Genomic DNA, 13,919 nt, shown 5'->3' with positions numbered 1-13,919 from the left:
GCCGGTGATGATCAGCGGGACAGATCCCGTGACGAACGCGCCCCCTTCCACACCCCTGGTTCACTCCGAGCGCCTGCCCGGACGGGTGAACAGGAGGGGAAGGTTGGATACACCCTAGGAGGTGGGGGAACCGAGGGGGAACCGTGGAGCGGCGGCAGTGGTAGTCCCCGTGGTCGCCGCTCCACGGGCAGGGTCCGGCGGCGGGCCGGCTCAGCCGAAGACGGCCAGGCTCTTGGCCTTGCCCCGCTGCTCCTCCACGAGCGCGAGGAAGCGGCCCTCGGGGTCGAAGACGGCGACGGCACCGGCGCCCGCGTAGACCTCGGGCATCTCCAGCCGTACGCCGTTGAGGAGCAGTCGGGCCCGCTTGGCGTCCACGTCCCAGCGGGGGAAGGCGGCCCCGGCGGCGTCCGCGATCGGCATCACGGCGAGGTCCTGCTGGAGCTGGTCCAGCGTCTTCGCCGCATCCAGCTTGTACGGCCCGACGCGGGTGCGGCGCAGCGCGGTGAGGTGACCGCCGACTCCGACGGCGGCGCCGAGGTCGCGGGCCAGGGCCCGGATGTAGGTCCCCGAGGAGCAGACCACCGAGACCACCAGGTCCAGCACGGGGGTGCCGTCCTCGGCGACGGCGTCCCGGACGTCGTACACCGCGAAGGAGGAGACGGTGACGGGGCGGGCGGGGATCTCGAACTCCTCGCCCTCGCGCGCCCGCTTGTAGGACCGCACACCGTTGATCTTGATGGCGCTGACCTTGGACGGCACCTGCATGATCTCGCCGGTCAGCTCGGCGACGGCCGCGTCGACGGACTCCCGGGTGACCTTCGAGGCGTCGACCGACCTCGTGATCTCGCCCTCGGCGTCGTCGGTCGGCGTCGTCTGCCCGAGCCTGATGGTGCCCAGGTACTCCTTCTCGGTGAGGGCGAGGTGCCCGAGGAGCTTGGTGGCCCGCTCCACGCCGAGGACCAGGACGCCCGTCGCCATGGGGTCGAGCGTGCCGGCGTGCCCGACGCGCCGCGTCCGGGCGATGCCCCGCATCTTGGCGACGACGTCGTGCGAAGTGAAGCCCGACGGCTTGTCGACGATGACAAGGCCGTCGGGCGTGGTGCGCTTCTCGCTCATTTAGCGGTGTCGTCCGTCTCGTCGCCCTCGACGACCTCGTCGGCCTCGTCGTCCTCGCCCGGCTTGCGGTACGGGTCCGCCTCGCCGGCGTACGCGGCGCCCGCGGACGCCTCGCGCACCTTCTCGTCGGACTGGCGCGCCTTGTCGAGGAGGTCCTCGATGTTGCGGGCGGTGTCCGGCAGGGCGTCCATGACGAAGGTCAGGGTCGGGGTGAACTTCACGCCCGCGGCCTTGCCGACCTCGGAGCGCAGGATTCCCTTGGCGCTCTCCAGGCCCGCGGAGGCGGCGGCGCGCTCCTCGTCGTCGCCGTACACCGTGTAGAAGACGGTCGCCTCCCGCAGGTCACCCGTGACCCGGGTGTCCGTGATGGTGACGTGCGAGCCGAGCCGCGGGTCCTTGATCCCGCGCTGCAGCTTCTGGGCCACCACCTCTCGGATGAGGTCCGCCAGCCTTTTCGCCCGCGCGTTGTCGGCCACTGGTCCGTCTCCCGTTCTTTCTTCTTCTCGTTCTTGGTCAGTCGTCTTCGCCGTGGAAGCGCCGTCTGACGGACAGCAGCTCCACCTCGGGGCGGCCGGCCACCAGCCGTTCGCACCGGTCGAGTACGTCACTGAGATGCCCCGCGTCGCCGGACACCGTCGCCAGGCCGATGACGGCCCGGCGGTGCAGGTTCATGTGATCCACCTCCGCCGCGCTCACCGCGTACTTCCGCTGGAGTTCGGCGACGATCGGGCGGACGACGGAGCGCTTCTCCTTCAGCGAATGTACGTCGCCGAGGAGGAGGTCGAAGGACAGCGTCCCCACATACATGTGTAACCGGTTCACCCGCCGGTACGGGATCGGTGGCCCCGCCATCCATGGGCGGGGACACCAGAACCGTACAACGAACGGCCGGGGCCGATCGACGGATATTCACTCTCCGCCGACCGGCCCCGGACCGCACCGTCTCGGAAGTCGGGGCTGTTACACCCGCGGCTTCTCGCGCATCTCGTACGTCGCGATGACGTCGTCGACCTTGATGTCGTTGAAGTTTCCGAGGTTGATACCGCCCTCGAAGCCTTCCCGGATCTCGGTGACGTCGTCCTTGAAGCGACGCAGACCCTCGATGTTGAGGCTCTCCGCGATGACCTTGCCATCGCGCAGGAGGCGCGCCTTGGTGTTGCGCTTGACCTCGCCGGAGCGGATGAGAACACCCGCGATGTTGCCCAGCTTGGACGAGCGGAAGACCTCGCGGATCTCCGCCGTGCCCAGCTCGACCTCTTCGTACTCCGGCTTGAGCATGCCCTTGAGGGCCGCCTCGATCTCCTCGATCGCCTGGTAGATGACCGAGTAGTACCGGACGTCCACACCCTCGCGCTCGGCCATCTGCTGTGCCCGCCCGGCGGCGCGCACGTTGAAGCCGATCACGATGGCGTCGGAGCCCATCGCCAGGTCGATGTCGGACTCCGTGACCGCACCGACGCCGCGGTGCAGGACGCGGATGTCGACCTCTTCGCCGACGTCCAGCTGGAGCAGCGAGGACTCGAGGGCCTCGACGGAACCGGAAGCGTCACCCTTGATGATCAGGTTCAGCTGCTGGACCTCGCCGGCCTTCAGCACCTTGTCCAGGTCCTCCAGCGACACGCGGCGCGTGCGCTTGGCGAACGCGGCGTTCCGCTCGCGGGCGGCGCGCTTCTCCGCGATCTGGCGGGCCGTACGGTCCTCCTCGACCACGATGAAGTTGTCACCGGCGCCCGGGACGTTGGTCAGGCCGAGGACCTGGACCGGCGTCGAGGGACCGGCCTCGGCGACGTTGTTGCCGTTGTCGTCGAGCATGGCGCGGACGCGGCCGTAGGCGTCGCCCACCACCATCGTGTCGCCGACCCGCAGGGTGCCTCGCTGCACGAGGACCGTCGCCACGGCACCGCGGCCGCGGTCGAGACGGGACTCGATCGAGATGCCCTGCGCGTCCTGGTGCGGGTTGGCCCGCAGGTCGAGCGAGGCGTCGGCCGTGAGGACCACGGCCTCCAGCAGCGAGTCGATGTGCAGACCCTGCTTGGCGGAGATGTCGACGAACATGGTGTCGCCGCCGTACTCCTCGGCCACCAGGCCGTACTCGGTCAGCTGACCGCGCACCTTGGTCGGGTCGGCTCCCTCGACGTCGATCTTGTTGACCGCGACGACGATCGGGACCTCGGCGGCCTTGGCGTGGTTGAGCGCCTCGACCGTCTGCGGCATGACGCCGTCGTTGGCCGCGACGACCAGGATCGCGATGTCCGTCGACCGGGCACCACGGGCACGCATGGCGGTGAACGCCTCGTGACCCGGGGTGTCGATGAAGGTGATCTTGCGCTCTTCGTCGTTGACCTCGGTCGCGACCTGGTAGGCACCGATGTGCTGGGTGATGCCGCCGGCCTCGCCCGCGATGACGTTCGTCTTGCGGATGGCGTCGAGCAGTCGGGTCTTACCGTGGTCGACGTGACCCATGACGGTCACGACCGGCGGACGGACGACCAGGTCCTCCTCGCCACCCTCGTCCTCGCCGAACTCCAGGTCGAAGGACTCGAGCAGCTCGCGGTCCTCCTCCTCCGGGCTGACGATCTGAACCGTGTAGTTCATCTCGCCGGCGAGGAGCTGGAGCGTCTCGTCGGAGACGGACTGGGTCGCGGTGACCATCTCGCCGAGGTTCATCATGACCGCGACGAGCGACGCCGGGTTGGCGTTGATCTTCTCCGCGAAGTCGGTGAGCGAGGCACCGCGCGACAGGCGAATGGCTTCGCCGTTGCCGCGGGGCAGCATCACGCCGCCGACCGACGGGGCCTGCATGGCCTCGTACTCCTGGCGCCTCTGCCGCTTCGACTTGCGACCGCGACGCGCGGGACCGCCGGGACGACCGAAGGCGCCCTGCGTGCCACCACGGCCACCGGGACCGCCGGGACGGCCACCGAAGCCGGGACGGCCACCGCCGCCACCGAAGCCGCCGCCACCACCGGGACGACCGGCGAAACCGCCGCCGCCACCGGGACGACCGCCGCCACCGGGACCGGCCGGACGACCGGCGAAGCCGCCGCCGCCACCGGGACGACCGGCACCGCCGGGACGACCGGCACCGCCGGGTCCGCGACCGCCGCCACCGGGGCCGGGACGCGGGCCGGCAGCGGGACGCTGCGGCATCATGCCGGGGTTCGGACGCGGGCCGCCGCCGGGACGGGGGCCGCCCTGGCCGCCCTGCGGACGCGGCATCGAGCCGGGGCTCGGACGGTTGCCGCCCGGAGCCTGGGGACGAGGACCGCCGCCCTGGCCGCCGGGAGCCTGCGGCCGGGGACCGGCGCCGGGGGCACCGGGACCGCCGGGACGCGGGCCGCCCTGCGGACGGGGCGCCTGCGGACGCGCCATACCGGCGTTGCCGCCGGAGGTGAAGGGATTGTTGCCCGGACGGGGACCGCCGGGGCGGCCGCCGGGACGCTGCGCCGGGGCGCCGGGACGCTGGCCACCGGGACGGCCCTGGCCGCCCTGCTGACCGCGGTCCTGACCCGGACCGGACGGACGGCTGCCACCGGGCTTGGGGGCACCGGGACGCGCACCGCCGGGCTTCGGTCCGGCCGGAGCCGGAGTCGAGGCGGCGGGAGCGGCCGGGGCGGCCGGCGGAGCGGTGAACTCCGGGGTGGCCGGGGCCGGACGCGGCGCGGGCTTCGGGCCCGGCGTCGGACGCGGCCCCTGGGAGGGAGCCGACGCGGGAGCCGGCGCGGGGGCCGACGGAGCCTCGGGCTGCTGGGCAGCCTCGGGCTTGGGGGCCGCCGCCGGACGCGGGGCAGCCGGACGGGCCGCCTGCGCCGGGGAGGGCGCCGCGGGCCTGGGGGCGGCCTTCTTCGGGGCCGCGGGGCGACCGGCGGACCGGCCGTTGCCACCGCCCTGGAAGGCGTCTGTCAGCTTGCGTACTACGGGCGCCTCGATCGTCGAAGACGCCGAACGGACGAATTCACCGAGTTCCTGGAGCTTGGCCATGACGACCTTGCTCTCGACACCGAACTCCTTGGCGAGTTCGTAGACCCGGACCTTAGCCACTTCGCTCCTCTGAGGTCCGGGTTGCGTCCGGACCGTCGCTAGTTCATGGGCGTACTCATCGCGTACTCATCGAGTGCTCATCGCAATCTCGACCTGCTTTCGACTCGCGAGGTACCAAGCCGCACGGGGTTTCGCGCGGCGTGTCTTCCTTACCAGTTGCCTACGTGCTGCTTTCAGCAACTTTGTGCCTGCTCGACGTAGCGGCGCAACGCCTTTACGTCGAGCGGACCCGGGACGCGGAGCGCCCGCGGGAACGCCTTGCGGCGCACTGCCTGGTCGACACAGACCGGTGCGGGGTGCACGTAAGCACCCCGGCCGGGCAGCGTACCGCGTGGATCAGGGGCGCATTCACCCTCGACCACCACGGTGCGCAGCAGCTCGCTCTTGACCGCTCGCTCCCGGCACCCCACGCAGGTGCGCTCAGGGCAGGCTCGGGTACGTGTCCGGCCAGACACTTCTAAGTCTACCTCCCCGGACCGACCTCACCCCTTCGGGGCAAGTATCGAACACATACCGCACGCCAGACTGTCGTGATCTCAGCGCCGTGCGGCTTGGATCTATTCCCCGCGCTCGTGCGCCGGGCGGTCGGACGGCTGCTCGGTGTCCGGCCGGATGTCGATCCGCCAGCCGGTCAGCCGGGCCGCGAGCCGGGCGTTCTGCCCTTCCTTGCCGATCGCCAGCGAGAGCTGGTAGTCGGGCACGATCACGCGTGCGGAGCGGGCCGCCAGGTCCACGACCTCCACCTTGGAGACGCGGGCCGGGGAGAGCGCGTTCGCCACCATCTCGGCCGGGTCGTCCGACCAGTCGACGATGTCGATCTTCTCACCGTTCAGCTCGCCCATGACGTTGCGCACCCGGCCGCCCATGGGGCCGATGCAGGCGCCCTTGGCGTTCAGGCCCGAGCGGGTGGAGCGGACGGCGATCTTGGTGCGGTGGCCGGCCTCGCGGGCGATCGCGGAGATCTCGACGGACCCGTCGGCGATCTCCGGCACCTCCAGCGCGAACAGCTTCTTCACCAGGTTGGGGTGGGTGCGCGACAGCGTCACGGAGGGACCGCGTACGCCCTTGGCGACGCGGACGACGTACGACCTCAGGCGCATGCCGTGCGGGTAGGTCTCGCCCGGCACCTGCTCCTGCACCGGCAGGATGGCCTCCAGCTTGCCGATGTCGACGAGCACGTTCTTCGGGTCGCGGCCCTGCTGGACCACGCCCGTGACGATGTCGCCCTCACGGCCGGCGTACTCACCGAGCGTCGCGTCGTCCTCGGCGTCGCGCAGCCGCTGCAGGATGACCTGCTTGGCGGTGGTGGCGGCGATGCGGCCGAAGTCGGACGGGGTGTCGTCGAACTCGCGGGCCGCCTGGCCCTCCTCGAGGTCGTCCGGGTCCTCCTTCGCCCACACGGTCACATGGCCGGTGTTCCGGTCGAGCTCCACGCGCGCGTGTCGGCGGCTTCCCTCGGTGCGGTGGTAGGCGATGAGGAGGGCCGACTCGATCGCCCCGACCAGCAGGTCGAAGGAGATCTCCTTCTCCCGCACCAGACCCCGCAGGGCGCTCATGTCGATGTCCACGGCTACGCCTCCTCCTCTTCCGTCGTGTTCTCGTCGTTCTTCATGCTGTTCTTGCCGCCGTCGTCCTTGCGGTTGAACTCGACCTGGACGCGGGCCCTGTCGATGTCGCCGAAGGCGAGTCTGCGGGTGGTGGCCTTGCGACCCTTGACTCCGGGCACTTCGAGGTCGAGTCCCTCGTCGTCCACGCCGAGGATGCGGGCGACCAGTTCGCCGCCCTCCCGGAGCTGGAAGCGCACCAGGCGGTCCGTGGCACGCACGTAGTGGCGGTGCTCGGTCAGGGAGCGCTCCGCGCCCGGGGTGCCGACCTCGAGGGTGTACTCCGCCTCGCCCATGGCGTCGGTCTCGTCGAGCTTCGCCGAGAGCGCGCGGCTCACATCGGCGATCCGGTCCAGATCGGCCCCGGTGTCGGAGTCGACGACGACACGCAGCACACGCTTGCGGCCGACCGAGTCCACCGCGATCTCCTCGAGGTCCAGTCCCTGGGAGGCGACGAGCGGCTCGAGCAGCTCTCGCAGCCTGTCGCTCTGGGTGGTGCTCATCCGGGTGACTCCTCGGCCGCGTGTGCTGTTGTGGGACGGTGCGCGTGTCTGGTCAAAGGGTATCCGGTCCCGGGGGGTGTTGCCGTCCACCCCCGGCCCGGCGGTGCCGATGAGTGGTGCCCGGCCACAGCCCGGGTACCGTGATCACGGGCAGGCCGCACCGCTGGTCCCGGCCGCCGCCCGCTGCTCTTCCGCACCGCCGCACCCGGTCGTTCACCATCGCCTCACCCGCCGCTTTGCCGTCGCTTCCGTACGAGCCTGTCGAGGACGTCTGCCGTGTCGTTTCCCGCATCGCCGCGCCCGGGCCCGGGGCCGCGCAGAAGGAGCCTGCTCGCCTCGGCCGCCGGGGTCGCCCTGCTCACCGGCTGCACCGGCGGCTCGGACTCCGGCGGCACGGACGCCGACCCGTCGGCCGTCGAGCGGGCCCGCGCGCGGGCGGCCCGGGACAGCGAGGAACTGGCCGGGCGTTACGCGGCGGTGGCCGCCGCGCATCCGGGGCTCGCGGAGCGGTTGCGCCCGTTGCGCGCGGAGGTCGTACGGCACGCGGAGGCGTTCGGCGCCGTACGGGCCGCTTCACCGCAGGCGTCGCCGTCGGGCTCCGCGCGGGCCGCCGGACCCCAGGACGGGTCCGGACCCGTGCCGGCGACCGCGAAGGACGCCCTGGCCCTGCTCGTCGCCGCGGAGCGGAAGCTGGCGGACCGGCAGGCCGAGGCGCTGCTCCACGTCCCGGGCGAGCTGGCGCGGTTGCTGGCGTCGGTGGCGGCGGCGGGCGCCGCGCACGTGTACCTGCTGACGGAGGGTGACGGGTGAGCGAGGCGGAGGACAGGGAGCTGGCCGCCCTGCAGGCGGCGCTGGCGGCGGAGCACGCCGCGGTGTACGGCTACGGGGTCGTCGGCGGGCGGGTCGACGAGGAGCGGCGCTCCGAGGCGCGGACAGCGTACGACGCGCACCGGGCGCGGCGGGACGCGCTGGCTCGTGAGGTCCGCGACCTCGGGGGTGAGCCGGTCGCCGCGGCGGCCGGGTACGCGCTGCCGTTCACGGTGCCGGACTCGGCGACGGCGGTGCGGCTCGCGGCCGAGCTGGAGGACCGGGTGGCCGGGGTCTACTCCGACCTGGTGCGGGCCGCCGGCGGCGAGCGGCGGACGGCCGCCGCGGGGGCGCTGCGGGAGGCGGCGGTCCGGGCGGTGCGGTGGCGGGGCGGGAGCGTAGCCTTCCCTGGGCTCGCGGAGCGGGCCGGCGGCCCGTCGGCGCCGGACACGGCGTCGGACTCGTCCCCGGACCCGGAATCCGCCCCGCCCACCGCTTCGGCGGCTCCGACCGCGTAACACGTACGGCTGTCCGTACGGGAAGGGAACGGCTCGCGCATGGCTTTCGAACCGCCGCGGCGTCTGGTCACGGCGCTCGGTGAGACGGCACCGGACGGTGACGACTGGCTGGAGAGGCTGCCCGGGGCGGCCGAGCGGGCCGTGGCGCTGCGGGGGTCGACCGTGGAGCGGGTGCAGGTGCCCGGGGGGCGCAGCAGCCTGGTGGTCCTGGTGCGGACGGCCGACGGGACGCCCGCGGTGCTGAAGCTGGCCCCGCGCAGGGCGCGTCCGGAGAGCGAGCGGGCCGCGCTGGCCCACTGGGCCGGGAAGGGCGCCGTGCGGCTCCTCGACGAGGAGGCCACGGAGGGCGTCCTGCTGCTGGAGCGGCTGCATCCGGACGTGTCGGTGCGGTCGCTGCCGGAGGCGAAGGCGTTGCTGGAGGCCGCGGGCACGCTGCGGCGGTTGTGGGTGGCGCCGCCCGCCGCTCACCCCTTCGAGACCGTGGCGGAGCGGACCGGGCGACAGGCCGACGCGATGCGGGCGGGCGCGGCGGCCGACGCGCAGACGGCCCCGCTGGTCGACGCGGCGCTCACGGCCCGCGGGGAGCTGCTGGCCGCGCCGCCGGAACAGCGGTTGCTGCACGGCACGTTCCGGCAGAGCAAGGTGCTCGCCGGGGACCGGACGCCGTGGCTGGCCGTGGGTCCCGACCCGGTGGTGGGCGAGTGCGCCTTCGATCTCGCGCGGTTGGTGCGGGACCGGGTGGAGGATCTCATCGCCCAGCCCTCGGGCGCCTCGACGACCCGGCGGCGCGTGAAGCGGCTCGCGGAGTCGCTGGACGTCGACCAGGAACGGCTGCGCGGCTGGACGCTGTTCCGCGCGGTCGAGTCGGGCGTGCGGGCGCGGCGGGTGGGCCGGGAGAAGGACGCGGAGCTGCTGCTGGAGTTCGCGAGCTGGCTGTAGGGCGCGCGGCCGCTCGCCGCGGGCCGGGCGCGGGGGCCCGGTGGTGCGTGCGTCGAGGGCCTGGCGCGGGGCGCCACTCGTGCGTGCGCCGAGGTCTCACGCGGGGCCGCCGCTCGTGCGTGCGTCAGGGGTTTGGCGCGGAGCGCCGCTCGTGTCTGCGTCGGGGGTCCGACGTGGAGGACAGCTCGTGCGTGCGTCGAGGGCCGAGTGCCGGGGCCCGGTCGTGCGTGCGTCGAGGGCCGAGGTGGGGGGGCGGCGGTCGTTGTCCCTCGTGGTCCAGACGCGGCGGAGCGCTCGTGCTTGCTTCGAGCCGGGCCCCGGAGGGCGGGTGTGCGGCGCCGAGCAGGCGTACGGCCTCCGCCCGCGTGGGCCTCGGAGATGAGGGGGTGGTGCATCCGTCGCGCGGCCTCGCGCGACGTTCCCGCCGCGCACCCCTACCGGCGATTGGTCGCGTACGCCGCAGGGGGCGCCCGTTCGGTGGGGGCGCCCCCCGCGGCGGGGTGTCAGGCGGTGAGGCGGGCGATCGCTTCCTCGACCGTCAGTTCCTCGCGCTCGCCGGTGCGGCGGTCCTTCAGCTCGACCACGCCCTCGGCGGACCGGCGGCCGGCGACCAGGATCTGCGGTACGCCGATCAGTTCGGCGTCCGTGAACTTGACGCCCGGGGAGACGCCCGCGCGCTCGTCGACGAGGACCCGGAGGCCGGCGGCGGCCAGCTTGTCGGAGACCTCCAGGGCCAGCTCGGTCTGCAGGGCCTTGCCCGCGGCGACGACGTGGACGTCGGCCGGGGCGACCTCCCGGGACCAGACGAGGCCCTTGTCGTCGGCGTGCTGCTCGGCGAGGGCGGCCACCGCGCGGGAGACGCCGATGCCGTAGGAGCCCATGGTGACGCGGGCCGGCTTGCCGTTCTGGCCGAGGACGTCGAGCTTGAGGGCGTCGGCGTACTTGCGGCCCAGCTGGAAAATATGGCCGATCTCGATGGCGCGGTCCAGCGTGAGACCGGTGCCGCACTTGGGGCACGGGTCGCCGTCCCGGACCACGACGACGTCCACGTACGCGTCGACCTCGAAGTCGCGGCCCGCCACGACGTTCTTGGCGTGGGTGTGCTCCTTGTTGGCACCCGTGATCCACGCCGTGCCCGGCGCCACGCGGGGGTCGGCGATGTACGTGACCTTGTCGCCCAGGCCCTGCGGTCCGACGTATCCGCGGACCAGGTCGGGGCGGCCCACGAAGTCCTCGGCGGTGACCAGTTCGACCGCGGCCGGGGCGAAGTGCGCCTCCACCTTGTCCATGTCGACCTCGCGGTCGCCGGGAACGCCCACGGCGACGATCTCGCCGTCGACCTTGACGAGGAGGTTCTTGAGGGTCGCGGCGGCCGGGACTCCGAGCGAGGCGGCCAGGGACTCGATGGTGGGGGTGTCCGGGGTGGGGATGTCCTCGGCGGCGGGCACACCGGCCGCCTCGACCGGGGTGAGCGCGTAGGTGATCGCCTCCGTGTTGGCGGCGAAGTCGCAGTTCGGGCAGTCCGCGAAGGTGTCCTCGCCGGCCTCGGCCGGGGCCAGGAACTCCTCGGACTTGGAGCCGCCCATGGCGCCGGCGGTCGCCGCGCAGATGCGGTAGTCGAGGCCGAGGCGCTCGAAGATGCGCTGGTAGGCGGCGCGGTGCAGGGCGTAGGACTCGGCGAGGCCCTCGTCGGCGACGTCGAAGGAGTAGGAGTCCTTCATCAGGAACTCGCGGCCGCGCAGGATGCCGGCCCGGGGGCGGGCCTCGTCGCGGTACTTGTTCTGGATCTGGTAGAGGATGACCGGCAGGTCCTTGTAGGAGGACGCCTGGTCCTTCACCAGCAGGGTGAAGATCTCCTCGTGGGTGGGACCGAGGAGGTAGTCGCCGCCCTTGCGGTCCTGGAGGCGGAACAGCTCGGGGCCGTACTCGTCCCAGCGGCCGGTCGCCTCGTACGGCTCGCGCGGCAGCAGGGCGGGGAGCTGCACCTCCTGGGCGCCGATGGCGTCCATCTCCTCGCGCACGATGCGCTCGATGTTGCCGAGGACCTTCTTGCCGAGGGGCAGCCAGCTCCACAGGCCGGCGGCGGTACGGCGCACGTACCCGGCGCGGACCAGCAGCTTGTGGCTGAGGACCTCGGCGTCCGCCGGGTCGTCGCGCAGCGTCTTCGCCATCAACTTCGACATGCGCTGGACCGGTGCGTTGGCCATGGTTCTCGTGTCTCCTGCTGCGTAAGGGTGGTGCTAGGAGGTTAGCCGGGCGGTCCATCCCCGCGGAAATCGGTTATCGGCCGCCGGCGGGCCTGCGCAGGGGCAGCGGGGCGCCCATCACCGCGTACGGCTTGGGGGCGCTGGGGAACAGGACCCGGCGGGCGAGGTCCTGGTAGCCGAGGGAGCGGTAGAGGCCGCGGGCGGGGCTCTCGGTGTCGATCGCGGAGAGGATCGAACGGGGCTCGGCGGCGCTGTCGGTGATCGTGGTGATCAGGGTGCGGCCCGCGCCGCGGTGCTGGTGGGCCGGGTGGACGTGGAGTTCGGTGATGACGAAGGAGTCGTCGAGCCAGGTGTCGTTGCCCTCGGCCCGGAGGTAGGGCTCGACGACGGTGGACCACCACTGGGTGCGGTCGTTGGGCATGCCGTAGACGAAGCCGACCAGGTCGCCTCCGACGGTGGCGCCGAGCGCTCTGGCGCCCGGGTGGGTCATGTGGCGCAGGACGATCTGGCGGCGGACGGCCACCTCGTCGGGGCCGAGTCCGAACGCGGCGGCTTGGACCGCGAGGGCCTCGTCCACGTGCGCGGCGAGGTCCAAGGGGCCGATCACGAGGTCCATGGCGGGGAGCCTACCCGGGCCTTCCGCCGGATCACGTCGGGGTCGCGGGGGCGTTCGCGGTGGTGCCCGGGGAAGCGCCCGAGGACGTCGACGCGAGGCGGGAGGCGACGGGTGAGCGGCGCCGCACGGGCCGCTCGGGCGGGGTGCCTGCGCCGCGCCGCGGGGACGGCACCCCGCGCGCGGAGGGTCAGAACAGCACGCTCATGAAGGCGCCGACCTCCTGGAAGCCGACCCGCCGGTACGTGCGTCGCGCCGCGGTGTTGAAGTCGTTGACGTACAGGCTGGCCACCGGGGCGACGTCCGCCAGGGCGTAGCGCAGGACCGCCGCCATGCCCGGGGCCGCGAGGCCCTTGCCGCGGTACTCGGGGGCGACCCAGACGCCCTGGATCTGGCAGGCGCGGTCGGTGGCGGCGCCGATCTCGGCCTTGAAGACGACCTTGCCGTCGGCGTCGAAGCGGGCGAAGGAGCGGCCGGAGCCGACGAGTTCGGCGACCCGGGCCTGGTAGAGCAGTCCGCCGTCGCCGGCCATCGGGGAGATGCCGACCTCCTCGGTGAACATCGCCACGCAGGCCGGCATGATCCGGTCCATCTCGTCCTTGCGGACACGGCGGACGTAGGGGTCGGGGGCGATGTCGGCCGGCATGCGGTCGGTGACCATGAGGGGCTGCCGGGTGCGCACCTCGCGGGCCGGGCCCCAGCCCGGTTCGAGGAGCCGCCACAGGAGGGCCGTGGTGTCGGCGGGGCCGACGATCGAGGAGCAGCGGCGGCCTGCCCGTCGGGCGCGGTCGGCGAAGGCCCGGACGGCCCGCGGGGTCGCGCAGATGGGGACGAGGTTGGCGCCCGCGTAGCACAGGGACGTCAGCATGCCGTGCTCGTACCAGCCCCACATCTCGCCGCCGAGGCGCCACGGGTCGAGGCCCGCGATCTGCACCCGGGCGGTCACGAAGGCGTTCGCGACCGGCTCACGGCCGAGGATGGCCAGCGCGGCGTCGAGATCGCTCGGTTCGAGCACGCGGGATGTGGTCTGCGTCAACACGTGCGGGGGCCTCACCCTGAGTTCTGCTGGTCCCCGCACTGTACCTGCCGCAAAAAGGCCGCGCCGCCCCCGAGGGCGACGCGGCAGGCGCGGGAGTTCAGCCCGCGATGGCGACCGAGGGCTCGCCGGAGGCCACGCCGTCGGCCTCCATCTGCTCGGCGATCTTCATGGCCTCCTCGATGAGGGTCTCCACGATCTTGGACTCGGGGACGGTCTTGATGACCTCGCCCTTGACGAAGATCTGCCCCTTGCCGTTGCCCGAGGCGACACCGAGGTCGGCCTCGCGGGCCTCACCGGGGCCGTTGACCACACAGCCCATCACGGCCACCCGCAGCGGCACCTCCATGCCCTCCAGACCGGCGGTGACCTCCTCCGCCAGCTTGTAGACATCCACCTGCGCACGACCGCAGGAAGGACAGGAGACGATCTCCAGACCACGCTGCCGCAGGTTCAGCGACTCCAGGATCTGGATACCGACCTTGATCTCCTCCACCGGCGGCGCGGAGAGCGAGACCCGGATCGTGTCACCGAT

At 72.8% G+C, this 13,919-nt stretch carries 14 protein-coding genes; 3 read left to right on the top strand and 11 right to left on the bottom strand.

The genetic code is table 11. The annotated features are described in order from the left end of the window. Positions 1-210: 210 nt before the first annotated feature. The 7 genes from truB to rimP all read right to left on the bottom strand — a co-directional run bounded on the left by truB (position 211) and on the right by rimP (position 7,264). A complete protein-coding gene (gene truB / locus ACGF5T_RS35420) occupies positions 211-1,116 on the bottom strand; it encodes a tRNA pseudouridine(55) synthase TruB (protein ID WP_366769029.1) in 906 nt (301 codons plus the stop codon). Further along, positions 1,113-1,592 carry a 30S ribosome-binding factor RbfA gene (rbfA, locus tag ACGF5T_RS35415; RefSeq protein WP_356612648.1) on the bottom strand — a complete coding sequence of 160 codons (480 nt, stop codon included), beginning with the start codon at positions 1,590-1,592 and terminating at the stop codon, positions 1,113-1,115. The genes truB and rbfA overlap by 4 nt, the downstream gene beginning before the upstream one ends. 37 nt (positions 1,593-1,629) lie before the next feature. Continuing rightward, a complete protein-coding gene (locus tag ACGF5T_RS35410) occupies positions 1,630-1,923 on the bottom strand; it encodes a DUF503 domain-containing protein (protein ID WP_356612674.1) in 294 nt (97 codons plus the stop codon). A gap of 153 nt (positions 1,924-2,076) precedes the next feature. Beyond that, positions 2,077-5,157 (bottom strand): translation initiation factor IF-2, encoded by a 3,081-nt coding sequence (infB, locus tag ACGF5T_RS35405; protein ID WP_356612646.1) that lies wholly within the window; start codon positions 5,155-5,157, stop codon positions 2,077-2,079. 173 nt (positions 5,158-5,330) lie between these two features. Next, positions 5,331-5,612: a YlxR family RNase P modulator gene (locus ACGF5T_RS35400; RefSeq protein ID WP_356612645.1), complete on the bottom strand. Its 282-nt coding sequence runs from the start codon at positions 5,610-5,612 to the stop codon at positions 5,331-5,333. 102 nt (positions 5,613-5,714) lie between these two features. Then, positions 5,715-6,725: a transcription termination factor NusA gene (nusA, locus tag ACGF5T_RS35395; protein WP_356612643.1), complete on the bottom strand. Its 1,011-nt coding sequence runs from the start codon at positions 6,723-6,725 to the stop codon at positions 5,715-5,717. A 2-nt stretch (positions 6,726-6,727) separates the two neighbouring features. Next, positions 6,728-7,264, bottom strand: coding sequence for a ribosome maturation factor RimP (rimP, locus tag ACGF5T_RS35390; protein ID WP_366769028.1), 537 nt, complete (start codon positions 7,262-7,264; stop codon positions 6,728-6,730). 276 nt (positions 7,265-7,540) lie between these two features. On the opposite strand from rimP, the gene ACGF5T_RS35385 reads away from it, so the two are divergent. Genes ACGF5T_RS35385 through ACGF5T_RS35375 form a run of 3 tightly spaced genes read left to right on the top strand, consistent with a single transcriptional unit; the run spans position 7,541 to position 9,528 of the window. Next, on the top strand, positions 7,541-8,074 hold the full coding sequence (locus ACGF5T_RS35385; RefSeq protein WP_366769027.1) for a hypothetical protein: 534 nt from the start codon (positions 7,541-7,543) through the stop codon (positions 8,072-8,074). Next, on the top strand, positions 8,071-8,589 hold the full coding sequence (locus ACGF5T_RS35380) for a ferritin-like domain-containing protein (RefSeq protein ID WP_356612637.1): 519 nt from the start codon (positions 8,071-8,073) through the stop codon (positions 8,587-8,589). The genes ACGF5T_RS35385 and ACGF5T_RS35380 overlap by 4 nt, the downstream gene beginning before the upstream one ends. A 39-nt stretch (positions 8,590-8,628) precedes the next feature. After that, complete coding sequence (locus ACGF5T_RS35375) at positions 8,629-9,528, top strand: aminoglycoside phosphotransferase family protein (protein ID WP_356612636.1); 900 nt, start codon at positions 8,629-8,631, stop codon at positions 9,526-9,528. 503 nt (positions 9,529-10,031) lie between these two features. On the opposite strand, the gene ACGF5T_RS35370 is transcribed toward ACGF5T_RS35375, so the two are convergent. The 4 genes from ACGF5T_RS35370 to ACGF5T_RS35355 form a co-directional block, all read right to left on the bottom strand. Beyond that, positions 10,032-11,735 carry a proline--tRNA ligase gene (locus ACGF5T_RS35370; protein WP_366769025.1) on the bottom strand — a complete coding sequence of 568 codons (1,704 nt, stop codon included), beginning with the start codon at positions 11,733-11,735 and terminating at the stop codon, positions 10,032-10,034. 73 nt (positions 11,736-11,808) lie between these two features. Then, the gene (locus ACGF5T_RS35365) at positions 11,809-12,351 is read right to left on the bottom strand and encodes a GNAT family N-acetyltransferase (protein ID WP_356612632.1); all 543 of its coding nucleotides are present in this window, start codon (positions 12,349-12,351) and stop codon (positions 11,809-11,811) included. A 187-nt stretch (positions 12,352-12,538) separates the two neighbouring features. Then, a complete protein-coding gene (locus tag ACGF5T_RS35360; protein WP_356612631.1) occupies positions 12,539-13,387 on the bottom strand; it encodes a GNAT family N-acetyltransferase in 849 nt (282 codons plus the stop codon). A gap of 97 nt (positions 13,388-13,484) precedes the next feature. Then, on the bottom strand, positions 13,485-13,919 hold a 435-nt coding region (locus ACGF5T_RS35355), incomplete at its 5' end, for a flavodoxin-dependent (E)-4-hydroxy-3-methylbut-2-enyl-diphosphate synthase (protein WP_366769024.1).

Source organism: Streptomyces sp. NPDC047853 (genome assembly GCF_043204535.1).
Classification (GTDB): Bacteria; Actinomycetota; Actinomycetes; order Streptomycetales; family Streptomycetaceae; genus Streptomyces.
Note: the sequence above shows the minus strand (reverse complement) of the source record. Positions and strands in the feature narration are given on the sequence as shown.

Excerpts from the sequence above, each read along its gene's own strand:
- truB (WP_366769029.1), bottom strand. The coding sequence starts at position 1,116 with ATGAGCGAGAAGCGCACCACGCCCGACGGCCTTGTCATCGTCGACAAG.
- ACGF5T_RS35410 (WP_356612674.1), bottom strand. The coding sequence starts at position 1,923 with ATGTATGTGGGGACGCTGTCCTTCGACCTCCTCCTCGGCGACGTACAT.
- rimP (WP_366769028.1), bottom strand. The coding sequence starts at position 7,264 with ATGAGCACCACCCAGAGCGACAGGCTGCGAGAGCTGCTCGAGCCGCTC.
- ACGF5T_RS35375 (WP_356612636.1), top strand. The coding sequence starts at position 8,629 with ATGGCTTTCGAACCGCCGCGGCGTCTGGTCACGGCGCTCGGTGAGACG.
- ACGF5T_RS35370 (WP_366769025.1), bottom strand. The coding sequence starts at position 11,735 with ATGGCCAACGCACCGGTCCAGCGCATGTCGAAGTTGATGGCGAAGACG.
- ACGF5T_RS35365 (WP_356612632.1), bottom strand. The coding sequence starts at position 12,351 with ATGGACCTCGTGATCGGCCCCTTGGACCTCGCCGCGCACGTGGACGAG.